General features: G+C 67.4%; 21 protein-coding genes and 1 other RNA gene. 11 read left to right on the forward strand and 11 right to left on the reverse strand.

The window, feature by feature from the left end; genetic code table 11:
- Together dnaX and ffs are read right to left on the reverse strand one after the other, a co-directional pair.
- Positions 1-1,209 (reverse strand): DNA polymerase III subunit gamma/tau (gene dnaX / locus L810_RS01025; RefSeq protein WP_042972741.1); only part of this gene is annotated, 1,209 nt, incomplete at its 3' end.
- A 127-nt stretch (positions 1,210-1,336) separates the two neighbouring features.
- Positions 1,337-1,435, reverse strand: an RNA gene (gene ffs, locus L810_RS44265) — signal recognition particle sRNA small type.
- 400 nt (positions 1,436-1,835) lie between these two features.
- On the opposite strand from ffs, the gene trxA reads away from it, so the two are divergent.
- The 8 genes from trxA to L810_RS01065 all read left to right on the forward strand — a co-directional run bounded on the left by trxA (position 1,836) and on the right by L810_RS01065 (position 10,430).
- Positions 1,836-2,162 carry a thioredoxin TrxA gene (gene trxA, locus L810_RS01030; protein WP_006402348.1) on the forward strand — a complete coding sequence of 109 codons (327 nt, stop codon included), beginning with the start codon at positions 1,836-1,838 and terminating at the stop codon, positions 2,160-2,162.
- A gap of 193 nt (positions 2,163-2,355) precedes the next feature.
- The gene (gene rho / locus L810_RS01035) at positions 2,356-3,618 is read left to right on the forward strand and encodes a transcription termination factor Rho (protein ID WP_006478662.1); all 1,263 of its coding nucleotides are present in this window, start codon (positions 2,356-2,358) and stop codon (positions 3,616-3,618) included.
- Between the two features lie 133 nt (positions 3,619-3,751).
- Entirely contained in the window at positions 3,752-4,252 is a 501-nt protein-coding gene (locus L810_RS01040; RefSeq protein ID WP_042972744.1) for a MerR family transcriptional regulator, read from the forward strand.
- Complete coding sequence (locus L810_RS01045) at positions 4,249-5,805, forward strand: MFS transporter (RefSeq protein ID WP_021156484.1); 1,557 nt, start codon at positions 4,249-4,251, stop codon at positions 5,803-5,805. The genes L810_RS01040 and L810_RS01045 overlap by 4 nt, the downstream gene beginning before the upstream one ends.
- 38 nt (positions 5,806-5,843) lie before the next feature.
- The gene (locus L810_RS01050; RefSeq protein WP_021156485.1) at positions 5,844-6,677 is read left to right on the forward strand and encodes a zinc-dependent peptidase; all 834 of its coding nucleotides are present in this window, start codon (positions 5,844-5,846) and stop codon (positions 6,675-6,677) included.
- A 157-nt stretch (positions 6,678-6,834) separates the two neighbouring features.
- Positions 6,835-7,095: a type B 50S ribosomal protein L31 gene (locus L810_RS01055; RefSeq protein ID WP_021156486.1), complete on the forward strand. Its 261-nt coding sequence runs from the start codon at positions 6,835-6,837 to the stop codon at positions 7,093-7,095.
- Between the two features lie 144 nt (positions 7,096-7,239).
- The gene (locus tag L810_RS01060; protein ID WP_104766265.1) at positions 7,240-9,072 is read left to right on the forward strand and encodes an ArnT family glycosyltransferase; all 1,833 of its coding nucleotides are present in this window, start codon (positions 7,240-7,242) and stop codon (positions 9,070-9,072) included.
- 2 nt (positions 9,073-9,074) lie between these two features.
- The gene (locus tag L810_RS01065) at positions 9,075-10,430 is read left to right on the forward strand and encodes an MATE family efflux transporter (RefSeq protein ID WP_042972746.1); all 1,356 of its coding nucleotides are present in this window, start codon (positions 9,075-9,077) and stop codon (positions 10,428-10,430) included.
- A gap of 11 nt (positions 10,431-10,441) precedes the next feature.
- On the opposite strand, the gene lipA is transcribed toward L810_RS01065, so the two are convergent.
- The 6 genes from lipA to L810_RS01095 form a co-directional block, all read right to left on the reverse strand.
- Positions 10,442-11,407, reverse strand: a complete 966-nt coding sequence (lipA, locus tag L810_RS01070; RefSeq protein ID WP_021156487.1) for a lipoyl synthase — start codon at positions 11,405-11,407, stop codon at positions 10,442-10,444.
- A 2-nt stretch (positions 11,408-11,409) separates the two neighbouring features.
- Complete coding sequence (locus L810_RS01075; protein ID WP_021156488.1) at positions 11,410-12,525, reverse strand: acetoin dehydrogenase dihydrolipoyllysine-residue acetyltransferase subunit; 1,116 nt, start codon at positions 12,523-12,525, stop codon at positions 11,410-11,412.
- A 4-nt stretch (positions 12,526-12,529) separates the two neighbouring features.
- Complete coding sequence (locus tag L810_RS01080) at positions 12,530-13,534, reverse strand: alpha-ketoacid dehydrogenase subunit beta (protein ID WP_021156489.1); 1,005 nt, start codon at positions 13,532-13,534, stop codon at positions 12,530-12,532.
- Between the two features lie 54 nt (positions 13,535-13,588).
- The gene (locus tag L810_RS01085) at positions 13,589-14,572 is read right to left on the reverse strand and encodes a thiamine pyrophosphate-dependent dehydrogenase E1 component subunit alpha (RefSeq protein ID WP_021156490.1); all 984 of its coding nucleotides are present in this window, start codon (positions 14,570-14,572) and stop codon (positions 13,589-13,591) included.
- 77 nt (positions 14,573-14,649) lie between these two features.
- Positions 14,650-15,426: an SDR family NAD(P)-dependent oxidoreductase gene (locus tag L810_RS01090; RefSeq protein WP_021156491.1), complete on the reverse strand. Its 777-nt coding sequence runs from the start codon at positions 15,424-15,426 to the stop codon at positions 14,650-14,652.
- Between the two features lie 59 nt (positions 15,427-15,485).
- Positions 15,486-16,544 carry an ATP-NAD kinase family protein gene (locus L810_RS01095; protein ID WP_021156492.1) on the reverse strand — a complete coding sequence of 353 codons (1,059 nt, stop codon included), beginning with the start codon at positions 16,542-16,544 and terminating at the stop codon, positions 15,486-15,488.
- A gap of 536 nt (positions 16,545-17,080) precedes the next feature.
- Between L810_RS01095 and L810_RS01100 the strand changes: the two genes are divergently transcribed.
- Complete coding sequence (locus L810_RS01100) at positions 17,081-18,997, forward strand: sigma-54-dependent Fis family transcriptional regulator (RefSeq protein ID WP_021156493.1); 1,917 nt, start codon at positions 17,081-17,083, stop codon at positions 18,995-18,997.
- 25 nt (positions 18,998-19,022) lie between these two features.
- On the opposite strand, the gene L810_RS01105 is transcribed toward L810_RS01100, so the two are convergent.
- Entirely contained in the window at positions 19,023-19,466 is a 444-nt protein-coding gene (locus tag L810_RS01105) for a carboxymuconolactone decarboxylase family protein (protein ID WP_021156494.1), read from the reverse strand.
- Entirely contained in the window at positions 19,450-19,911 is a 462-nt protein-coding gene (locus tag L810_RS01110) for a MerR family transcriptional regulator (protein WP_021156495.1), read from the reverse strand. Before L810_RS01110 ends, L810_RS01105 begins: the two co-directional genes overlap by 17 nt.
- A 290-nt stretch (positions 19,912-20,201) precedes the next feature.
- Here L810_RS01110 and L810_RS01115 point away from each other — a divergent pair, with 290 nt between their 5' ends.
- Positions 20,202-20,813, forward strand: a complete 612-nt coding sequence (locus tag L810_RS01115; protein WP_021156496.1) for a ComEA family DNA-binding protein — start codon at positions 20,202-20,204, stop codon at positions 20,811-20,813.
- An 88-nt stretch (positions 20,814-20,901) separates the two neighbouring features.
- Positions 20,902-21,333, forward strand: a complete 432-nt coding sequence (locus L810_RS01120; RefSeq protein ID WP_021156497.1) for a YidB family protein — start codon at positions 20,902-20,904, stop codon at positions 21,331-21,333.
- A gap of 128 nt (positions 21,334-21,461) precedes the next feature.
- On the opposite strand, the gene clpB is transcribed toward L810_RS01120, so the two are convergent.
- Positions 21,462-24,059, reverse strand: coding sequence for an ATP-dependent chaperone ClpB (clpB, locus tag L810_RS01125; protein WP_021156498.1), 2,598 nt, complete (start codon positions 24,057-24,059; stop codon positions 21,462-21,464).
- Positions 24,060-24,179 lie beyond the last annotated feature (120 nt).

Raw genomic sequence — 24,179 nt, forward strand, 5'->3', positions numbered from 1 at the left:
CCGCGCTGCCTCGACGGGTGCGGCGGATACCGGCTTCGCCACGGCAGCCGATGCCGCCGCGACGCGCGGACCCGGCACCGCTCGCGGCACGGACGGCTGTCCGCCCGGCGCGCTGCCGGCTGCCACAGCCGGCTCGAACGCGAGCATCCGCAGCAGCGTCATCGTGAAACCGGCGTATTCGTCCGGCGCCAGGCCGAGTTCCGCGCGGCCGACCGTCGCGATCTGATAGAACAGCTGGACCTGCTCGGGGCTCAGCGTCTCCGCGAAGCGGCGCAGGTCGCCCGCTTCGGGCCATTCGTCGAGCACCGAGCCCGGCGCGAACTGCGCCCACGCGATCCGGTGCAGCAGGCTCGCGAGATCCTGAAGCGCGGTCGAGAACGACAGGCTGCGCAGCGACATCTCGTCGGCAATCGCAAGGATTTCCGGGCCGCTGCCCGCGGCAAGGGCGTCGAGCAGACGCACCATGTAAGTCTGGTCGAGCGCGCCGAGCATGCCCGACACGGCCGACTCGGTCACCTCGTTTGCCGAATAGGCGATCGCCTGGTCGGTGAGGGACAGCGCGTCACGCATGCTGCCCTGCGCGGCACGCGCGAGCAGGCGCAGCGCCTGCGGCTCGAACGTGATGCGCTCTTCGCCGAGAATCCGTTCGAGATGCGACACGATATGCCCGGCCGGCATCTGCTTCAGGTTGAACTGCAGGCAGCGCGACAGCACGGTGACGGGAATTTTCTGCGGATCGGTCGTCGCAAGGATGAACTTGACGTGCGGCGGCGGCTCTTCGAGCGTCTTCAGCATCGCGTTGAACGCGTGATTCGTCAGCATGTGCACTTCGTCGATCATGTAGACCTTGAAGCGCGCATCGACGGGCGCGTACACGGCGCGTTCGAGCAGCGCGGCCATTTCATCGACGCCGCGGTTGCTCGCGGCATCCATCTCGACGTAATCGACGAAACGCCCTTCGTCGATCTCGCGACAGGCGCGACACACGCCGCACGGCTGCGACGTGACGCCGGTTTCACAGTTGAGTGCCTTGGCGAAGATCCGCGACAGCGTCGTCTTGCCGACACCGCGGGTTCCGGTAAACAGATAGGCGTGATGGAGACGCCCGCCGTCGAGCGCGTGCGTGAGCGCCCTGACGACGTGCTCCTGGCCGACGAGCGAAGCGAAATCCTTCGGACGCCACTTGCGTGCGAGAACTTGATAGGTCATCGGGAAATTGTATCAGTAACGCTGCGTCGCGCCGACACGCGAAACGGTGCGAAAGACAGGCAACGCGCGGGTAAAACGGAGTGTGGTGCAGAAATAAAAAACGCCCGGCGAACGGGGCGAGAAGGAAGGTGACGAGCCCAACCCTCGGCACTGGCAGAAAACGATTGTGGCTGCTTCGTTCCCGACCTGACCAGGTTCACCGCCCCACCATGCGAGGAGGCCCGTCACGGCATATTCTATCACCGCTTCCGGACGAATGCGACCGATTGTTCGCACCAATGCGAATATGACCGGGCAAACCGGCGCGCATCGGGTCGCACGACGATCGCCCGCATCGAATTGCCTGCGTCCCCTTGTAATTTGCGGGCCGGCCTCCACCTGCAGGGCACAACGGTCGAACGGCGCGCCGTACCCCTACTCGCGTAGCGGCTACTATCGCCGCCCGCAGCAGATAGCAATTTAGGCTAATATGACGCCCGAACGACCCGCGAGCCGCGGCATGCAGCGCTTACACCCCTCCTGTCCGGAGAGCGGAGTGACCTGCCGCAGCGGCCGGCAGCCAACGGCGGCCGGTACGCCGCAACGCGCAAGCAGGCAGTCCCCGAACCGTAAGAGGTATTGACCCAATGAGCGAACAGATCAAACACATCAGCGACGCATCGTTCGAACAGGACGTCGTCAAGTCCGACAAGCCCGTGCTCGTCGATTTCTGGGCCGAATGGTGCGGCCCGTGCAAGATGATCGCCCCGATCCTCGACGAAGTCGCGAAGGACTACGGCGACAAGCTGCAGATCGCGAAAATCAACGTCGACGACAACCAGGCAACGCCCGCCAAGTTCGGCGTGCGCGGCATCCCGACGCTGATCCTGTTCAAGAATGGCGCGGCCGCCGCGCAGAAGGTCGGCGCGCTGTCGAAGTCGCAGCTCACCGCATTCCTGGACAGCCACCTGTAATACCGGCAGTTCCGCGGACGTGTTGTCAACCGGCAACACGTCCGTCGCCAAGCCGCCGTTCGCTCGCTCAAGCGCGAATCGGCCTATGCTAGAATTAAAAAACGTCTACAAGACGCATTTAAGTCTCTGAGCGCTTCCGCTCGCCCTCCTCCCTTTATTTCTTTCGTCGTCTCCTCCCTGGCGGGTTCTCCGTATGCATTTATCCGAGCTCAAGTCTCTGCACGTGTCCGAACTGATCGAAATGGCCAATGGCCTCGAGATCGAAAACGCGAACCGCCTGCGCAAGCAGGAGTTGATGTTTGCCATTCTTAAAAAGCGCGCCAAGACGGGTGAGACGATCTTCGGTGACGGTACGCTCGAAGTGCTGCCGGACGGTTTCGGCTTCCTGCGCTCGCCGGAAATGTCGTACCTCGCGAGCACCGACGACATCTACATCAGCCCGTCGCAGATCCGCCGCTTCAACCTGCACACCGGCGACACCATCGAAGGTGAAGTCCGCACGCCGAAGGACGGCGAGCGCTACTTCGCGCTGGTGAAGGTCGACAAAGTCAACGGGCAGCCGCCCGAGGCCTCGAAACACAAGATCATGTTCGAGAACCTCACGCCGCTGCACCCGAACAAGCCGCTCTCGCTCGAACGCGAAATGCGCGGCGAAGAGAACGTCACGGGCCGCATCATCGACATGATCGCGCCGATCGGCAAGGGCCAGCGCGGCCTGCTCGTCGCATCGCCGAAGTCGGGCAAGACCGTGATGCTCCAGCACATCGCGCACGCGATCAAGCAGAACCACCCGGACGTGATCCTGTTCGTGCTGCTGATCGACGAGCGTCCTGAAGAAGTGACCGAAATGCAGCGCTCGGTCGCGGGCGAAGTGATCGCGTCCACGTTCGACGAACCGGCCACGCGCCACGTCCAGGTCGCCGAAATGGTGATCGAGAAGGCCAAGCGCCTCGTCGAAATGAAGCACGACGTCGTGATCCTGCTCGACTCGATCACGCGTCTCGCACGTGCGTACAACACCGTGATCCCGGCATCGGGCAAGGTGCTGACGGGCGGTGTCGACGCGAACGCACTGCAGCGTCCGAAGCGCTTCTTCGGCGCGGCACGCAACATCGAGGAAGGCGGCTCACTGACGATCATCGGCACCGCACTGATCGAAACCGGCAGCCGCATGGACGACGTGATCTACGAAGAGTTCAAGGGCACCGGCAACATGGAAGTGCACCTCGAGCGCCGCCTCGCGGAAAAGCGCGTCTATCCGTCGATCAACCTGAACAAGTCGGGCACGCGCCGCGAGGAAATGCTGATCAAGCCCGAGATCCTCCAGAAGATCTGGGTGCTGCGCAAGTTCATCCACGACATGGACGAAGTCGAGGCAATGGAATTCCTGCTCGACAAGATCCGCCAGACGAAGAGCAACTCCGAGTTCTTCGACCTGATGCGCCGCGGCGGCTAAGCGCCCCCGCCCCGCACCGAACGGCCGCCCGCGCATCCTGCCCGGCGGCCGTTTTTCGGTGCCAACCTGAACGTGAACGTACAGGTTGATCTACAATCGCATCATCGCCCCGATCGAATTCCCTCCACGCCCCATGCCGAACGACACCTCCACCCCGTTGCTGACCGTGAGCGACGCCGCGTCGCGACTCGGCGTCACGCCGCGCACGCTGAAGTATTACGAGGAGCGCGGGCTCGTCACGCCGTCGCGCAGCGAGGGCCGCTACCGCCTCTACGACGAAGCCGACCTCGAGCGCTTCGCGCGCATCCTGCGGCTGCGCGCGCTCGGCTTCTCGCTGCACGGCATCACCGAAATGCTGAAGCGCCCGCTGGAAGAAACGGGCGACGGCCGGCGCCGCTACTCGGAAGCGTCGCTGCGCGACATCCGTACCGGCCTCGCCGAGCAGGTCGATACACTCGACCGGCGAATCGCGGCCGTCCAGCGCGAACTGAAGGAAGCCGTCGCGCTGCGCAGGGAACTGCAGCATGACATCGACTACGTCGAGCGGCGTCTTGCCGGCGAAAGCGCCGACACGCTGATCGCGCAGCGGCAGGCCGAAAGCGGCACGCGGCGCGCGCGCAAGGCGCGCGAATGAACGCGATGCCCGGCCGCCCGCCGCTGTGGAGCCGCGCGAACCTGCGCGCGGACCTGTTCCCGTGGGCGCTCGCGCTCGTCACCGGCATCGACTATTTCGACAACGCGGCCTTCTCGTTCTTCGCGAGCTACATCGCGGGCGGCATCAACGCTTCGCCCGACGAACTCGTGTGGTCGTCGAGCGCTTACGCGGTCACGGCCGTGCTCGGCATCCTGCAGCAGCAATGGTGGGTCGACCGGCTCGGCCATCGCCGCTACGTCGCCGGCTGCATGCTGATGTTCTCGTTCGGCGCGATCGCGGCCGCGCTCGCCGACACGTCGCTCGAACTCGCGTTCGCGCGCGGTTTCCAGGGGTATTTCATCGGCCCGATGATGGGCGCGTGCCGGATCCTGATCCAGATCAGTTTCAAGCCGCAGGAACGGCCGCCCGCGACACGCGCGTTCCTCGTCATGATCCTGCTCGGCAGCGCGCTCGCGCCGATCGTGGGCGGCCTGCTCGTCGCGCATGCGACATGGCGCGCGCTGTTTGCGTGCACGGCGCCGGCCGGCATCGCGTTCGCGATCCTCGCGCTGCTCACGCTGCCCGACTCGGGCCGGACGCCCGACGACGAACGCGGCTCCGGACATTTCTGGCCGTATGTCGTGTTCGCGCTCGCACAAGGTGCGCTGCAGATCGTGCTGCAGCAGGTGCATTACCAGCTCTACAGCGGCTCGCCGATGCTGATCCTGCTGACGATCGCGGGGATCGGCGCGCTCGCGTGGTTCGCGTATCACCAGTGGAACCATCCGACGCCGCTCGTGCGCCTTCACGCGTTCCGCGAAAGGACGTTCCAGGTCGGGCTGCTGCTCTACATGTTCTATTACTACGAGTCGACAGGCTTCAGTTACCTGACCTCGCGGCTTCTCGAAGGCGGGCTCGGCTATCCGGTCGAGAACGCCGGGCGGCTCGTCGGCACGATGTCGCTGATTTCGGCCACCGCGCTGTTCGCCTACCTGCGTTACGCGAAATTCGTCACGCACAAGAAGTGGTTCGTCGTGCCGGGGTTCGCGATCGCCATCACGGCCGCGCTGTGGATGACGCGAATGACGCCGCAGGTCGGCGAAGCCGCGCTGATCGTCCCGCTGCTGCTGCGTGGGCTGCTCCTGCTCTTCATCGTGCTGCCGGTGGCCAACCTGACGTTCCGGATCTTCGCGATCGACGAATACACGCACGGCTACCGGCTGAAGAACATCGTGCGGCAACTGACGATCTCGTTTGCGACGTCGTCGGTGATCATCGTCGAACAGCACCGCGTGGCCGTGCACCAGACGCGACTCGTCGAGCGCGCGAACGTGTTCGATCCGCTGTTCCAGCAGGCCGTCGATGCGCTGACGCGCAGCTATGCGGCCGCCGGCCACGCGCTGAACGACGCGCACGGGCTCGCGATCGCGTCGATCGCGCGCATGGTCGCGCAACAGGCGTCGTTTCTCGCGTCGCTCGACGGCTTTTACTTCCTGGCGGGCGTCGCGCTCGTCGGCGGCCTCTTCGCGGCATGGCAAAAAGAGATCGATTGAGTTAAAAGACAGGCTTTGGATTTCCGCGAGCCGCCTTCATGCTCTCGAAACTGACCCGCTGGTTCGACGACCGCCGCCGCGACCGCGCGCTGCGCAGCCATCCGATCCCCGATGCGCTATGGCAGGACACCGTCGAGCGCCTGCCGTTCCTCGCGGCGCTGTCGCCCGACGCGCTCGGCCGGCTGCGCGAACTGACGAGCCTGTTCGTCGCGAAGAAATCGTTCTCGACCGCGCACGGGCTCGAGCTGACCGACGCGATGATCGTCGCGATCGCCGCGCAGGCCTGCCTGCCCGTGCTGAATCTCGACCTGTCGCTGTACGACGGCTGGGTCGGCGTCGTCGTGTATCCGGGCGAATTCGTGATCCGCAAGACGGTGCAGGACGAGGACGGCGTCGTCCACGAAGTGGAGCAGGACGCGAGCGGCGAGGCCTGGGAAGGCGGCCCCGTGATCCTGTCGTGGGAGGATGCGCAGATGACGGACGGCCGCGACGCGTACAACGTCGTGATCCACGAGTTCGCGCACAAGATCGACATGGTCAACGGCGCAGCCGACGGCTATCCGCCCCTTTTTCGCCGCTGGCACGCGCCGCACCTCGATGCGCAGGCCTGGGCCGACGTGTTCGAGCACGCGTACGACCAGTTCTGCGCGCGCGTCGACGCGGTGCCGGACCGCGCGTGGGCGCGCTTCGAGCGGGAATCGCTGATCGATCCGTATGCGGCCGACCACCCGTCCGAATTCTTCGCGGTGTGCAGCGAAGCGCTGTTCGTACGACCGAAAGCGTTCGAGTCCGAATTTCCGGAGCTGTACCGGCTGCTCGCGCGCTACTACCGGCAGGATCCGGCCGGCACCGGCGCGCTCGACGCACCGTGAAAATAATTCGTCAACCATCTGATTTTCTGGCATAATCGCCGTTTTTCGACCTTAGGCAAGTGGCTCGCGCCGGGCTTGACGTCGGCTGGATCGCGCAACTTTGCGCGGCACGGCACGGCAAGCGGCGGGTTGGCTACCGCTCTCACCAAGGAAAATCATGAAACCTGGCATTCACCCGGATTACCGCGAAGTCGTCTTCCAAGACATGTCGAACGGCTTCAAGTTCATCACGCGCTCGACGATCCAGACGCGTGAAAACATCGAACTCGACGGCAAGACCTACCCGCTCGCCAAGATCGAAGTGTCGTCGGAATCGCACTCGTTCTACACGGGTCAGCAAAAGATCATGGACACGGCCGGCCGTGTCGAGAAGTTCAAGAACAAGTTCGGCGTTCGCGCCAGCGGCAAGGCGAAGTAAGCTTTGCACCGCATCCGGTGGTTGCAACGCACCGGTATCGCACAAAAGGGCAGCCCAGGCTGCCCTTTTTTGTCTCTGCTCGCCGGAAAAGCACCGGCCGGCGTCCGGGCATCGGCCTGACGCGCAACTGCCGGCGCGTCTACAATGCCGGATGCTCGAAACCGGCTCGACCGCGCGCACCCGCGCCGGCCGCCCGCCCATAACAAATCGCTCATCTGCATGAAGCCTGTCGTCCGTCTCACCGCCTCCGCCACGCGTGCGCTGCCGCGCTGGCTGCTGCTTACCCTCTGCTTCGTCTACGCAGCGTTCGGCCTGTTCGGCCGCGACCCGTGGAAGAACGAGGACGCGGCGGGCTTCGGCGTGATGTGGACGATGGCCAAGGGCGGCTGGCACGACTGGCTGCTGCCGAACCTCGTCGGCAAGTTCATCACGACCGACGGGCCGCTCGGCTACTGGCTCGGCGCGCTGTCGATCCGCGGCCTCGGCCCGTGGGTCGATGCGAGCAACGCGTCGCGCGTCGATACCGGCGTGCTGTTCTGCGTCGCGTGCGCGTTCGTCTGGTACGCAGCCTACCTGCTCGGCCGGCGTGCCGAGGTCCAGCCGTTCAAATACGCATTCGGCGGCGAACCCGAGCCGCGCGACTACGGCCGCACGCTCGCCGACGGCGCGCTGCTGGTGCTCGTCGCCTGCTTCGGCCTCGCGGAACGCGGGCACGAAACGACGCCGCAGCTGGCGCAGTTCGCGTGGATCGCCATGCTCGTCTACGGGATCGTCCGCGGCATCGACAAGCCGATGCAGGGCGCGCTGTGGTGGGGTCTCGCGATCGGCCTCGTCGCCCTGTCCGGCAACCCGGTGCTCGTCGTCGCCCTGCTCGCCGGCACGGCCGTGCTGTGGCTCGTCACGCCCGAGATGCGCAACCTGCGCCTGCCGCTGGTCGGCGTACCGCTCGCGGCCGCGATCTTCGCGCTGTGGCCGCTTGCCGCGTTCGTCGCGGCGCCCGACGACGCCGCATGGTTCTTCAACCAGTGGATTCACGGCAGCCTGATGCGCTTTTCCGGCCCGCCGACCGCCGTGCTCGGCTATGCGGCAAAGAACCTGCCGCTGTTCACGTGGCCCGCGTGGCCGCTCGCGATCTGGGCATGGTGGAGCTGGGCCGGCATGCGCCGCCGCGCGCACGTCGCGATCCCGCTGTCGGTCGCCGTGCCGCTCGTCGCGCTCGTGATCCTGCAGAGCCAGCAGTCGAACCGCATGTACATGCTGCTGATGCCGCCGCTCGCGGTGCTCGCGACGTTCGCGCTGCCGACCCTCAAGCGCGGCGCGATCAACGCGATCGACTGGTTCGCGGTGCTGAGCTTCACGATCCTCGGCACCTTCGTGTGGCTCGTGTGGCTCGCGTCGCTCACGGGCTTCCCGCATCCGCTCGCCCGCAACCTCGCGCGCCTCGTGCCCGGCTACGAGCCGCACTTCAAGATCCTGTCGTTCATCTGCGCGGTGATCGCCACGGTGTGCTGGTGCTTCCTCGTGCGCTGGCGCATCTCGCGGCAGCCGAAGGTCCTGTGGCGCAGCGTCGTGCTGTCGGGTGCGGGCACCACGCTGATGTGGGTGCTGCTGATGACGCTGTGGCTGCCGATCGTCAATTATGGCCGGACCTATCGCGACGTCGCGCAGCAGATCGCCGTGCACCTGCCGTCCGACTACGAGTGCATCTCGCCCGTGCGGCTCGGTGACGCGCAGCTCGCGACCTTCGCGTATTTCGGCAACATGCGCTTCGATTTCTCCGGCGACTGCGACGTGATCCTGCGCCAGGACCGCGCGGACTTCGGCGAGCCGAGCTCGATGTCGCAATACGTGTGGCGTCTCGTGTGGGAGGGCCGCCGCGTCGCCGACCGCGACGAGCGCTTCCGCCTGTACGAGCGCATCGAACGGCCGAAGACGCCCGTCAAGCGGCGTCCGCCGCGCCGTCAGCCGGCCGACTGACGATGTTCGGCGACATCCGCCGGATCGTCGGTCTCGCGTGGCCGGTGCTCGTCGGCCAGCTCGCGATCATCGCGTTCGGCGTGATCGACACCGCGATGGTCGGCCGCTACTCGGCCGTCGATCTGGCCGCGCTCGGGCTCGGCTCGTCGATCTACGTGTCGATCTACATCGGCCTGACGGGCATCCTGTCCGCGCTGCAGCCGATCACCGGGCAACTGTACGGTGCGCGACGCTATGCCGAAATCGGCGAGGAAGTGCGCCAGGCGCTGTGGCTCGCGCTGCTGCTCGCGGTGCCCGGCTTTCTCCTGCTGCATTTTCCCGAGCCGCTGCTGCGCGTCGCGCACGCACCCGCCGCGCTGCACGACCGCACCGTCGACTACCTGCGCATCCTGTCGTACGGGCTGCCCGCCAGCCTCGTCTTCCGCATCTACAACGCGCTGACCAACGCGGCCGGCAAGCCGCGCCTCGCGATGATCCTGCAGATCGGCGCGCTGGTGCTCAAGTTTCCGCTCAACGTGTGGTTCATCTTCGGCGGGTTCGGCGTACCGGCCCTCGGCGGCCCCGGCTGCGGGCTCGCGAGCACGCTGATCAACTGGGCGCTCGCGCTGATCGGCTACACGCTGCTCGCGAAGCTCGACGTGTTCGCGCCGCTCGCGATCTTCTCGCGCTTCTGCTGGCCGGTGTGGGAACGCCAGAAGGCGATCCTGAAACTCGGCGTGCCGATGGGCCTGTCGTACCTGATCGAGGTCACGTCGTACACGTGCATGGCGCTGTTCATCGCGCAATTCGGCACGACGACGCTCGCCGGCCACCAGATCGCCGGCAACATCGGCGCGGTGCTGTACATGACCCCGCTGTCGATCGGCGTGGCGGCATCGACGCTGGTCGCGCGCGCGCTCGGCGCCGGACGGCCCGAAGAAGCCCGGCTGCTCGGCCGGCACAGCGTGATCTTCGCGTGCGGCATTGCCGCGACATACGGCCTGCTCGTGTTCGTGCTGCGACCGCTGATCATCGGCGGCTATACGCCGAACCCGGCCGTCGCCGCGGCCGCGATGCCGCTCGTCGCGATCGTCGCGTGCTACCACGTCTTCGATGCGCTGCAGGTCACGTCGGCGTTCGTGCTGCGGGCCTACAAGGTCGCGATCGTGCCGACCGTGATCTATGCGGTCGCGCTGTGGGGCGTCGGGCTCAGCGGCGGCTACGTGCTCGGCTTCGACGTGGGTGGCATCGCGCCCGCTTGGCTGACCGGCGCGCGCGGCTTCTGGTTCGCGAACACGGTCAGCCTGATGCTCGCGGGCGCCGGGCTGGTGCTGTACCTGCGCCGGGTGAGTCGCGCGCACGCCCCGGCGCCGGCCTGACGCGCCGCCCGCTACCTGTCCTCCAGCACGTCGGCCGCATGGTATGACGACCGCACGAGCGGGCCGGCGACGACTTCCCTGAAACCCAGCGCCAGCGCGTCGTCGCGCCATGCGGCGAATGCCTCGGGGCTCACGTAGCGTCGCACCGGCAGGTGGTGCGCCGACGGCGCCAGATACTGGCCGAGCGTCAGCACGTCGACTTCGTGCGCGCGCAGGTCGCGCAGCGTGTCGCGCACCTCGTCGTCGCGCTCGCCGAGCCCGAGCATCAGTCCCGACTTCGTCACGAGCGTCGGCCGCGCGGCCTTCGCCTGCGCGAGCAATTCGAGCGAGCCGCGATAGTCGGCGCCCGGCCGCGCCGCGCGATACAGCGACGGCACCGTCTCGATGTTGTGATTGAACACGTCGGGCCAGGCCGTCGACAGCGCATCGAGCGCACGGGCCACGCGGCCGCGGAAGTCCGGCGTCAGCACTTCGACGCCGATGCCCGGCACGCTCGCGCGCACCGCCGCGATGCACGCGGCGAAATGCGCGGCACCGCCGTCGCGCAAGTCGTCGCGGTCGACCGACGTGATCACGACGTAGCGCAGACCGAGCGCCGCGGCCGCGTCGGCCAGCCGCGCCGGCTCGTCGGGATCGAGCGGCTCGGGACGACCGTGCGCAACGTCGCAGAACGGGCAGCGCCGCGTGCAGAGGCCGCCCATGATCATGAAGGTCGCGGTGCGCTGCGCGAAGCACTCGCCGATGTTCGGGCACATCGCCTCCTCGCAGACGGAATGCAGCCGATGGTCGCGCAGCACGGCAGCCATGTCGGCCACCGCCGCGCTCATCATCGGCCGCGCGCGCAGCCACGGCGGCTTCGGCAATGCCGCGCCGGCCGCGGGCTCGACGCGCACCGGAATGCGCGCGAGCTTGTCGCGGCTTCTCGCGCCCGGCTGGCCGAGCGCCGTGAGGCTGGGTCGTTCGAGCGCGGCGGCCATCGTCAGTCTCCGAGGAATGCGACGATCAGGCGGTTCACGTCGGCGGCCGCCTCCATCTGCACCATGTGCCCGCTGCCGGCGATCACTTCGGCACGCACGCCGTCGGGCAAACCCTGCACGTGATGCGCCGGGATCACCTGGTCGCGCTCGCCCCAGATCACGAGCGTGCGCGGTGCAAGCGTCACGAGCCGGTCGCGGAACACACGCCGCTGTGCGGCGCCGTCGAACGCCGCGTTCGCGATCTTCTCGAGCGCGGCCTGCACGCCTTCGAGCCGCTTGTACTTGACGAGATCCTCGACGAGCTGCCGCGTGACCAGCGCGTTGTCCGCGAACAGCGCGCCGAGGTGCGGCTTCAGCGTATTGCGGCTGTTGCCGGCGACGAAACCGTCGATGTAAGCGCGGTTGATGTCGGTGCCGAGCCCCGCGCTCGCGATCAGCGTCAGCGACGCGACGCGTTGCGGCGCCCGTTCCGCTGCCGCCATCGCAACCGCGCCGCCCATCGAATGGCCGATCAGGTGTGCCTGGTCGATGCCCTTCGCATCGAGCAGCGCGAGCACCGCGTCGGCGAGTTCGTCGAGGCTGCCCGTCTCGACCGCCTTGCCCGATTCGCCATGGCCGGGCAGGTCCAGCGCCCACACGGGCCGGTGCGCGGCGAGATCCGCGTGATTGAACAGCCAGTTGTTCAGGTCGCCGCCGAAGCCGTGAATCAGCACGGCGGGTGTGCCGGTGCCTTCGCCGAGCTTCAGGAAGCGCACCGTCCGGCCGCCGATCTGCGCCTTCTCGGGTTGCGGGCCGGCCGCTTCGTCGGAGGCCGCGCTCGGCACGAAATCGCGCTGGAAATCGGCGATCGCCGCGTCGATGTCCGCATCGCTCGCATCGGCCGCCGCGACGACGCCGAGCAGCGCGCCGACCGGCAGCGTCTCGCCTTCCTGCGCGACCTGCCGACGCAGCGTGCCGTCGAACGCGCATTCGACGCCCGACGAGATCTTGTCGGTTTCGACGTCGAGCACCTCGTCGCCCTTCGTCACGCGTTCGCCGATCGTCTTCAACCAGCCGTTGACCTGCCCCTGCTCCATCGACAGCCCCCACTTGGGCATCGTGATCATGTGAATCGACATCGTGTCAGCTCCTCGTCTTCAGGACCGCCTGCGCAATCGCATCGGCGGACGGGATATACAGGTCTTCCAGCACGCTCGCGAACGGCGCGGGCGTGTGCGGCGCGGTCACGAGCTCGATCGGCGCCTTCAGCGCATGGAACGCGCGCTGCGCGACGAGCGCGGCAATGTCGGTCGCGATCGAGCAGCGCGGGTTCGCTTCGTCGACGACCACGACGCGCCCGGTGCGCTCCGCGCTTTCGAGGATCGTTTCCTCGTCGAGCGGCGACGTCGTGCGCAGATCGATCACGTCGACCTGAATGCCGTCCTTCGCGAGCGTCGCGGCCGCGTCCATCGCGAGATGCACCATCCGGCCGTACGTGACGATCGTCGCGTCGTCGCCGTCGCGCATCACGTTTGCCTCGCCGAACGGAATCGCATAGGACTCCTCCGGCACGTCGCCTTCGCGGGTATAGAGCAGCTTGTGTTCGAGGAAGATCACGGGATCGTTGTCGCGGATCGCCTGGATCAGCAGCCCCTTCGCGTCGTACGGCGTCGACGGGCACACGACCTTCAGCCCCGGGATGTGCGTGAACAGCGACGTGAGCATCTGCGAGTGCTGCGCGGCCGCGCGCAGCCCTGCGCCGTACATCGCGCGGATCACGACCGGCGTCACGGCCTTGCCGCCGAACATGTAGCGGAACTTGGCGGCCTGGTTGAAGATCTGGTCGAAGCACACGCCCATGAAGTCGATGAACATCAGCTCCGCGACGGGCCGCATCCCGCATGCGGCCGCACCGACCGCCGCGCCGATGTAGCCGCCCTCCGACAGCGGCGTATCGAGCACGCGGCCCGGAAACTTGTGGAACAGCCCCTTCGTCACGCCGAGCACGCCGCCCCACGCGTCGTCCTCGCCCGGCGCGCCCGCGCCGCCCGCATTGTCCTCGCCCATCACGATCACGCTGTCGTCGCGCGCCATTTCCTGCGCGAGCGCCTCGTTGATCGCCTGCGAATAAGTAATCTTCCTTGCCATGTCTGTCTCCTGGAATGTTCGGTTCGCCGTGTCGGCCGCGGTGTCAGGCCGCGCTCACGGGTACGACACGTAGACGTCGGTCAGCAGGTCGGCTGCGTCGGGCAGCGGCGCGGCCTTGGCCTGCGCGACCGCGTCGTCGATCAGCGCCTTCACCTGGGCATCGACCGCGCGCAGATCGGCGGTCGTCAACGCTTCGGCCCGCACGACGCGCGTCTCGAAATGCTTCAGGCAGTCCTTCTCGTCGCGCAGCTTCTGCACCTCGCCGGGTGCGCGATAGGTCTGCGCGTCGCCTTCGAAGTGGCCGAAATAGCGCGTGAACTTCACCTCGACGAGCGTCGGGCCGCCGCCGTTGCGCGCGCGCTCGACGGCTTCGCCGAGCGCTTCGTGCACCGCGAAGAAGTCGAAGCCGTCGACGATCACGCCCGGCATCCCGAACCCGTTCGCGCGATCGGCGATGTTGTCGGTCGCGACCGACCAGCTCGACGACGTCGCTTCCGCGTAGCCGTTGTTTTCGGCCACGAAGATCGCGGGCAGCCGCCACACCGACGCGAGGTTCATCGATTCGAAGATCACGCCCTGGTTCGACGCGCCGTCGCCGAAGAAGCACACGCCGACGCCGCCCGTCTTCTTGTGTTTCGCCGCGAGCGCGGCGCCGCACACGAGCGGGCCGCCCGCGCCGACGATCCCGTTGGCGCCGAGCATCCCCATCGACAGGTCGGCGATGTGCATCGAACCGCCCTTGCCGTGGCAGACGCCGGTTTTCTTGCCGTAGATCTCGGCCATCATCCCGTGCACGTCGACGCCCTTCGCGATGCAATGGCCGTGGCCACGGTGCGTGGTTGCGACGTAGTCGTCGAGGCCGAGGTGCAGTATCGTGCCGACCGCGGACGCCTCCTCGCCCGCGTACAGGTGAACGAAGCCGGGGATCTCGCCGGTCGCGAATTCGACGTGCAGGCGTTCCTCGAATTCGCGGATCGTGCGCATCAGCCGGTAGGCGTCCAGCAGCTTGTCCCTGCTGAGCTGTGTCGAAACGGTCATGTGTGTCTCCTGGGTAGGTCTGACTGCGAATGCCGCCGCGGCGATGCCGTGGCGACGGATTGCACGGCCTGCGGCCGTCAGTGGAACGTGAAGCCGCCGTCGACGTTCACGGCCTGGCCCGTCACGTTGTCCATCGTCGCGAAGAACAGCGCGAGCCGGCCCATGTCTTCCGGTGTCTGCGCGCGGCCCTGCGGGATCAGCGTCAACTGGTGCCGCTGCCACGATTCCTCGACCGTTTCGCCGTCGGCCTTCCATTCGTCGGACAGACGGTCCCACATATAGGTACGGACGATGCCGGGGCAGATCGCGTTGACGGTCACGCCGTCGCGCGCAAGCTCCTTCGCGAGCGCGTTCGTGAAGCCGACGACCGCGAATTTCGATGCGCTGTAGTGCGCGAGATTCGGAAAGCCTTCCTTGCCGGCGATCGACGCGACGTTGATGATCCGGCCGCGGCCCTGCGCCTTCAGGTGCGCGAGCGCCGCGCGGCAGCCGAGGAAGGTGCCCTTCGCGTTCACGTCCATCACGACATCCCAGTCGCGCTCGGTCAGTTCGGCGACCGGATGAATGCTGATCACGCCCGCGCAATTCACGAGGATGTCGAGCCGGCCGAGTTCGGCGAGCGCCTGCGCGACCATCGCGTCGACCTGCGCGGCCTGCGTGACGTCGACTTTCGCGACCGCCGCCCGCCGGCCGAGCGCGCGTATCTCGCGCGCGGTGGCGTCGAGCGCGTCGTCGAGCAGGTCGGCCAGCAGGATGTCGGCGCCCGCGCCGGCAAGCGTCAGCGCAATGCCGCGGCCGATGCCGCGCGCGCCGCCCGTGACGATGGCGACCTGTCCTTCGAGTGAAGCCGTCATGGCAATGTCTCCTTGAGGATCGTTATGGATGTCGAAATGTCATGCGAAAAAGCGGCGGCTCAGTCGTGCCACGCACCGGCATCGCGCAGCAGTTGCCGCGACGACGCGTAACGCAGCGTGCGGCCGACATCGACCGTCAGCGGCCCGCGCCAGTCGAGCGAGATCTCGTAGCGATCGCCGCGCGCGACCTCGATCTCGCGTTCACCGTCGAACGCGAGCGTGCCGCGCTCGAACGGGATCGTCTGCCACGCGCCCGGCTCGAGCCGTTCGCAACTGCGCATCACGACGCGATCGACGCGGCCCGGCGCAATCGGCGCGACGAGCGGCGTGCCGGCCGCGTTGCCTTCGGCCGCGAAACGCATCGCGAGCCCGTGCGGCGCGCTGCGTTCGAGCGGCGCCCACGCGCCGCCGAGCGCGGACAGGCCGATCCCGTCCGGTTCCGCGAACGTCAGGTAGAGCGAATCGATGTCGTCGGACCCCGAGATCGCGCGGGCGCCGATGAAACGCTGGCGTGCGGCGCACACGTCGACGAGCGCGATCTCCTCGCGCCCCGGCTGCGCACCCGCCACGCAGCGCACGACGAGCCGCTTGTTGCGCGTGAACGCGACTTCGGCCGGCACCGCGCCGGTCGCGGCGAGTCCTGCCGCGACGCCCGCGACGGTTGCCTCGCGATGTTCGGGGAACGCGTTGTTGGTGCCGGTGGACAGCGCGACGAGCGGTGTCGCGCCACAGTGCGCGGCCACGGCGCGATGCGTGCCGTCGCCGCCGAGCACGACGATCAGCGCGACTTCCATCCGGTGCAGGTACGCGGCACCGGCCTGTGTATCGGCGACGGTATCGGTGATCGGCAGGTCGACGAATTCGACCTCGGGCCAGCGCTCGTGCGGCGCGACCGCGCGATGCGTGTCGATCGCGCGCAGCAGCAGCGTCGCGATGCCCGTGCGGTCGCGCAGCGTCAGCACGCGCTCGACGCCCATCGCGCCGAGGCCGGCCAGCAGGCGCACGATCATGTTCGCCTTCTCCGCCGTCGGAAACACGGAGGCATGCGTCGTGAGGCGGCGGATGTCGCGCCCCGATGCGGGGTTCGCGATCACGCCGACGGTAACGGGCGTCGTCACGGGTTTGTCTCCATCCAGTTGGCCGGCCCCGGCGCATGGGTGTACGCCGCGGCCCTGCCTGTCTCGTCCGCTGCCATCGCCGGGCGGCGGATCTTCATCGTCGACGCGACCGCGCCGACCTGCCCGTGATCTCTGCAAGCGGCGTGCCATCGTGCGTGCGATGACCGTGAAACCCGTGTGCACGCTGGCGCGGCGGGAATGTCGACGCCGCCGGTTCGCTGCCGGAGCCACGGCGTGCGCGGCAATTCCGCCCGTTCGTCTCACCCCGTCGATGCGACGAAACGGCCGCCGCGACGCCGCTGCAAGCGCGCCGTTGCGCCCGCAAACCCCGCGCTGTCGCGGTGCCGCGCGGGCCGCGTCATGCCGGACGATCCGCGCATGCCGCACATGCGTGCGTCTCAGCGACACGAGACAGCGCGCGATACCGGTGAGACGAACGTCTCACGCCCGCCGCGTGCTGCGATGCAATGTGATCCGTCGAACGGGATGTGCTACAAGAACATCGCATTCCCCGCCGTACGGAAACGGAGCCGACCATGCCTTACGCCGTCCCCCAGGCCCAGCACGCCGACCGTGTGCTCGGCGCGCTCGCCGGACGCCTGCCCGCGCCGGCCGAATCCACGCGCCTCGTGTCATCGTGGCAACGGTCGCTCGAGCGCTACCGTCTCGACCCCGCTTCGTCGATCGGCCCGCGCGTGCTGACCGCGGCGGAGCTGCGCGAAGTGCGCGACAAGGAGGAGGCCTTTCTGCGCGCGTCGGGCCAGTGCCTGACGCGGCTGCACGACATGATCCGCGTCGCCGACTACTGCGTGATGCTGACCGACGCGCACGGCGTGACGATCGACTACCGGATCGATCGCGAACGCCGCAACGACTTCCGTCATGCGGGGCTGCACATCGGCTCGTGCTGGTCGGAAAGCGAAGAAGGCACCTGCGGTGTCGCGAACGTGCTGACCGATCTCGCGCCGATCACCGTGCACAAGACCGATCACTTTCGCGCGGCCTTCACGACGCTCACCTGCAGCGCGGCGCCGATCTTCTCGCCGGGCGGCGAGCTGATCGGCGTGCTCGACGCGTCGGCCGTTCAATCGCCCGACGGCCGCGACAGCCAGCGTCTCGTCTATCAGCTCGTGCGGCAGAGCGCGGCACTGATCGAGGACGGCTACTTCGTGCACAGCACCGCGCAGCACTGGATCCTGTTCGGGCATCCGAATCGTCATTACGTCGAAGCGCAACCCGAGTGGCTGATCGCGTTCGACGAATGCGGCAATATCGTCGCCGCGAACCGGCAGGCGCGCGACGCGCTGCCCGCGTTGCGCGAACCGCGCCATATCGACGAGATCTTCGATGCGACCGAGATGCCGCTGCGCGATGCCGCGCGGCTCGATGCGATCGTCGCGCTGCGGCTGCGCGCGACCGGCGCGCCGCTCTATGCGCGGCTGCGCGCGCCGCTACGGCGCACCGGCCGCGAGCCCGGCACGGCCTCGCGCCGCCCGGGCACCACGCAACGCCACGTCGGCGCGCTGACGCCGTTCCTGCACAGCAGTGATGCGCATATCGCGCAACAGGCCGAACTCGCGTTGCGGGTCGCGAGCAAGCGGCTGCCGATTCTCGTGCTCGGCGAGACCGGTGCGGGCAAGGAAGTGTTCGCGCGCGCGATCCACGACGCCGGCGCGCGGCGCGCGCGGCCGTTCGTCGCCGTCAACTGCGGCGCACTGCCGGAAGCATTGATCGAGAGTGAATTGTTCGGTTACGCGGCCGGTGCGTTTACCGGCGCACGCAAGCACGGCGCGCGCGGCAAGATCGCACTCGCCGACGGCGGCACGCTGTTCCTCGACGAAATCGGCGACATGCCGCTCGCGCTGCAGACACGCCTGTTGCGCGTGCTCGCCGATGGCGAGGTCGTGCCGCTCGGCAGCGATACGCCCGTGCGCGTCGATCTCGACGTAATCTGCGCGACGCACCGCGATCTCGCGCGCATGGTGGCCGACGGCACGTTCCGCGAGGATCTGTACTACCGGCTGAGCGGCGCGACGTTCGAACTGCCGCCGCTGCGCGCGCGCGCGGACGTGCGCGACGTGATCGCCACCGTGTTCGCCGAGGAGGCGCAGGCAACCGGCCACGTGCTGACACTCGATGCAACGCTCGCGGAACAGCTCGCCGCGTATCCGTGGCCCGGCAACGTCCGGCAGTTGCGCAACGTGCTGCGCTATGCGTGCGCGGTGTGCGACGCCGCGCGCGTGATGCGACAGGATCTGCCCGCCGATATCGCCGCGCAGCTCGGCGGCGCGTCGATCGGCACCCTGCCTGACGACGAGCGCGGCCGCATCGTCGCGGCGCTCACCGCGCACCGCTGGCGGCCCGACGCCGCCGCGCAGGCGCTCGGCATCTCGCGCGCGACGTTGTACCGGCGCATCGCGAAGCACCGGATCGTCGCGCCGCACCGCGCGTGACGCGCGGGTGCCGACGCGTGCCCCGTCACGCGAGCTGCCCGACCGCGTCATGCGCGTCGTGCGCGTCGTTTTCCTCTGCGGCGGCTTCGTCGAGCCGCGCGAACACCTCACGCGCCGCGAACAGCGCGTTGAGCGCGGCCGGGAAACCCGCGTACACGGACATCTGCATGAACACCTCGACGATCTCGTCGCGCGTGCAGCCCACGTTCAGCGCGGCCTCGATATGCACCTTCAACTGCGGCTGCGCGTTGCCGAGCGCGGCCAGTGCCGAGATCGTCGCGATCTCGCGCGCCTTCAGGTCGAGTTGCGGCCGGCTGTAGATGTCGCCGAAGCCGAACTCGACCAGCAGCCGTGCGAAGTCCGGGGCGATCGGCGCAAGCGCTGCAATCACGCGTTCGCCCACCTCCCCGTCGATTTCCTTCAGTTTGTTCCAGCCGCGCGTGTAGCGGTCTTCAACGAGTCGTTCCATGGTGTTCGTCCTGTTCCGATGGGGAGTGAGAGGGTTTTGCCCGTCGTGCCGCATCACGCTCCTGTGCCTCGTAGTACGCGATCTTGTCGCTGATCACGTCGAGGCTCGCCTGCAGCTCCGCGAGATGCGCGCGCACCGCGTCGCGATGCGTGACCAGCAGGCTGCGCCGCGCACCGAAGGTCGGCTCGCCCTGCGCGCGCAGCGCCGCGAATTCCTGCATCTGCGCGATCGGCATGCCGGTCGCCTTCAGGCGCATCACGAAGGCCAGCCAGTCAAGGTCGGCCGGCGCATAGAGCCGGTGCCCGGCCGCCGTGCGCGAAATCGCACGCAGCAGGCCGGCCTGCTCGTAGTAGCGCAGCGTATGCGTGGACAAGCCGGTCAGCTCGGCGACTTGCCCGATCGTCAGCGGACCGGTGGCGGAAGGTTTGGATACGGTTTTCGACATGGCAGGAACAAGGTTAGGAGTTAGAGTCAACTCTAAGTCAAGCGCTTTTGAACGGCCAGCGCGACGACGACCCACGACACCCTGCGACACCGTAAAGAATGGTCAAAACCGCCGCCCGGCACGGGTTTCGGTCTTTACAGCGCCGCAAGCCTTCAGCAAGATTCGGTCAGCCTGTCTTAAAAAGGGCACGCATTTGTCCTATGCTTAACGGCGACGCCCGGCCAAGTCTCGCCCGCCGTCCGTTGCAACAGCCATTCATCCGTCAGAATCAGAACCAGGGAGCCTTTGCCATGCTGAAAAAGCTGCTGATGCTGTTCGTCGCGCTGTCGCTGTCACTCGCCGCAGGCCTTGCCGCGGCCGTCGAAGTCAACACGGCCGACCAGGCCGCGCTCGAATCCGTGAAGGGTCTCGGGCCGGTGAAGTCGAAGGCGATCATCGACGAACGCACCAAGAACGGCCCGTTCAAGGACGCGGACGATCTCGCGAACCGCGTAAAGGGCCTCGGCACGAAGTCGGTCGGCCATCTCGAGGAAAACGGCCTGACGATCGGCGGCTCGTCGACGCCGCCGAAGGGCGTGAAACTGTCGAAGCCGGCCGCGACGACACCGGCGCCCCCGTCGGCAACGACGTCGGCAGGCACCGCGTCGACGTCCACGACCGCAACGGCCGGTACGACGGCCACTGCGCCGGCACCGGCGGCAAGCGCGCCGGACACGGCGGCGAAACCGGCCAAGACCAAGCGCGCGTCGAAGAAGGAAAAGGCCGCCGCGGCCGCAGCGGCATCCGCCGACACGGGTGCGAGCGCACCGGCCGCCGCGTCGTCGACCAAGGCGACGAAGGGTTCGAAGAAGAAAAACAAGAAGGACAAGGCAGCCTCCGCCGCCGCGGCGTCGGGCGCCTGATGTGCGCCGCGCGCGCGACGGCGTGCGCGCGGCATTCGTTCAACGGGCGTCGTCGTCACGACGCCCTTTTCAGTAAAGGTGAAGCACCATGGGTCTCCTCGACATCGTTGGCGGTCTGCTCGGCGGCCAGGCCGGCGGCAACTCGCAAAGCGCGCTGATCACGACCGCGCTCGAATTCATCAACAACCAGCCGGGCGGCCTGAACGGCCTGATCGAGAAATTCAAGGCCGGCGGCGCCGGCGACATCATCGGCTCGTGGGTCGGCAACGGCGAAAACCAGCCGATCTCGGCAGACACGCTGCAGAACGTGCTCGGCTCCGACGTCGTCGGCTCGCTCGCGAGCAAGGTCGGCATCGATCCGTCGCAGGCTTCGTCGATCCTCGCGCAGGTGCTGCCGCACGTCGTCAACGGCGCGACGCCGAACGGCGAAGTGCCGGCAGGCGGCCAGGTCGATACGTCGAACGTGCTCGGCACGCTCACGCAACTCGCGGGCATGTTCGGCGGCAACAAACAGGGCTGAGCCCGCAACACGCCGGCTGACTGCCCCGGCGGCGGTTTTGGCCGCCCCATAAGCAAACACCCCGCCGAGGCGGGGTGTTTGTTTTTGCGCGCCCGGCGCGAACCGGGCGGGCAGCCGATGGCAGGCGATCAGTGAACGACGCGGTCGAACACGAACTTGCCGTCGTTGACGTCGACCGGGATCACGTCCTTCGGACCGAAACGGCCCGCGAGGATGAGCTTCGCGACCGGGTTCTCGATCTCCTGCTGGATCGCGCGCTTCAGCGGCCGCGCACCGAACAGCGGATCGTAGCCGACCTTGCCGATCTGTTCGAGCGCCGCCGGCGACACGTCGAGCGCCATGTCGAGCTTCGCGAGCCGGTCGTGCAGGCGGGCGAGCTGGATCTTCGCGATCGACTCGATGTTGCTGCGGTCGAGCGCATGGAACACGACGACGTCGTCGATCCGGTTCAGGAACTCGGGGCGGAAATGCTGCTTCACCTCGAGCCACACCGCGTCCTTGATCTCTTCCTGCGGCGCGCCCGTCATCGCCTGGATCACCTGCGAGCCGAGGTTCGACGTCATCACGATCACCGTGTTCTTGAAGTCGACCGTGCGCCCCTGCCCGTCCGTCATGCGGCCGTCGTCGAGCACTTGCAGCAGCACGTTGAACACGTCCGGATGTGCCTTCTCGATCTCGTCGAGCAGGATCACGCTGTACGGCTTGCGGCGCACGGCTTCCGTCAGGTAACCGCCTTCCTCGTAACCGACATAGCCCGGCGGCGCGCCGATCAGCCGCGCGACGCTGTGCTTCTCCATGAACTCGCTCATGTCGATGCGGATCAGGTGCTCTTCCGAATCGAACAGGAACGTCGCCAGCGCCTTGCACAGCTCGGTCTTGCCGACACCCGTCGGGCCGAGGAACAGGAACGAGCCGTACGGACGGTTCGGATCGGCGAGACCCGCGCGCGAACGGCGGATCGCGTCGGCCACCGCGCTGATCGCCTCATCCTGGCCGACCACGCGCTCGTGCAGCTTTTCCTCGATGTGCAGCAGCTTCTCGCGTTCGCCCTGCATCATCCGCGACACCGGAATCCCGGTCGAACGCGACACGACTTCCGCGATTTCCTCGGCACCGACCTGCGTGCGCAGCAGGCGCGGACGCGTCGGGTTGTGCTGCTCCTGCTCTTCGGCCTGCGTGACCTGCTTCAGCTGCGCCTCGAGCTGCGGCAGCTTGCCGTACTGCAGTTCGGCGACCTTCTCCAGCTTGCCGTCGCGCTGCAGACGCGCGATGTCCGCCCGCACCTTCTCGATCTCTTCCTTCAACTGCGCGCTGCCCTGTACCGCGGCCTTCTCGGCGGTCCAGATCTCCTCGAGGTCCGCATATTCGCGGCCGAGGCGCTCGATCTCTTCCTCGATCAGCTGCAGGCGCTTCTGCGATGCTTCGTCCTGCTCCTTCTTCACGGCTTCGCGCTCGATCTTCAGCTGGATCAGCCGGCGGTCGAGCTTGTCCATCTCTTCGGGCTTCGAATCGATTTCCATCTTGATCTTCGAAGCGGCTTCGTCGATCAGGTCGATGGCCTTGTCGGGCAGGAACCGATCGGTGATGTAGCGGTGCGACAGTTCGGCCGCGGCGACGATCGCCGGATCGGTGATGTCGACGCCGTGGTGCAGTTCGTACTTCTCCTGCAGCCCGCGCAGGATCGCGATCGTCGCCTCGACGCTCGGCTCGTCGACGAGCACCTTCTGGAAGCGGCGCTCGAGCGCGGCATCCTTCTCGATGTACTTGCGGTATTCGTCGAGCGTGGTCGCGCCGATGCAGTGCAGCTCGCCGCGCGACAGCGCCGGCTTCAGCATGTTGCCCGCATCCATCGCGCCTTCGGCCTTGCCCGCGCCGACCATCGTGTGGATTTCGTCGATGAAGACGATCGTCTGGCCTTCGTCCTTCGCGATGTCGTTGAGCACCGCCTTCAGGCGCTCCTCGAATTCACCGCGATACTTCGCGCCGGCGAGCAGCGCGGCCATGTCGAGCGACAGCACGCGCTTGCCCTTCAGCGTCTCCGGCACCTCGCCGTTGACGATCCGCTGCGCGAGCCCTTCGACGATCGCGGTCTTGCCGACGCCCGGCTCGCCGATCAGCACCGGGTTGTTCTTGGTGCGGCGCTGCAGGATCTGGATCGAACGGCGGATTTCGTCGTCGCGGCCGATCACCGGATCGAGCTTGCCCGCACGGGCGCGCTCGGTCAGGTCGACCGTGTACTTCTTCAGCGCCTCGCGCTGGCTTTCCGCATCCTGGCTGTGCACCTGCGAGCCGCCGCGCACCGCGGCGATCGCGGCTTCGAGCGACTTGCGCGTGAGGCCGTGCTGGCGCGCGAGCTTGCCGGCTTCGCCCTTGTCGTCGGACACGGCGAGCAGGAACATCTCGCTCGCGATGAACGTGTCGTTGAGCTTCTGCGCTTCCTTGTCGGCCTGGTTCAGCAGCCCGGCCAGCTCGCGGCCGATCTGGATGTCGCCGCCCGTGCCCGTCACTTGCGGCAGGCGCGAGATCGCTTCGTTCAGCGCGCCTTGCAGCGCCTGGATGTGAACACCCGCGCGCGACATCAGCGAGCGGGCGGAGCCGTCCTGCTGCGCGACCAGCGCGGCCAGCACGTGAACGGGTTCGATGTATTGATTGTCGCGGCCGGCCGCAAGGCTTTGCGCGTCAGCGAGTGCTTCCTGGAACTTGGTGGTGAGCTTGTCGATTCTCATTTTGTCGAGACCTCCAATTTTCGATTAACACCAAGGTGAGGATGGTTATGCGGCTTTCAAGCGTAATTCGGGTTGATTCAGCGCAAAAATCGATGGATATCCTCAAAGCGGCCCCGGGAC

The sequence above is a fragment of the Burkholderia sp. AU4i genome (assembly GCF_000466765.1).
GTDB lineage: Bacteria > Pseudomonadota > Gammaproteobacteria > Burkholderiales > Burkholderiaceae > Burkholderia > Burkholderia cepacia.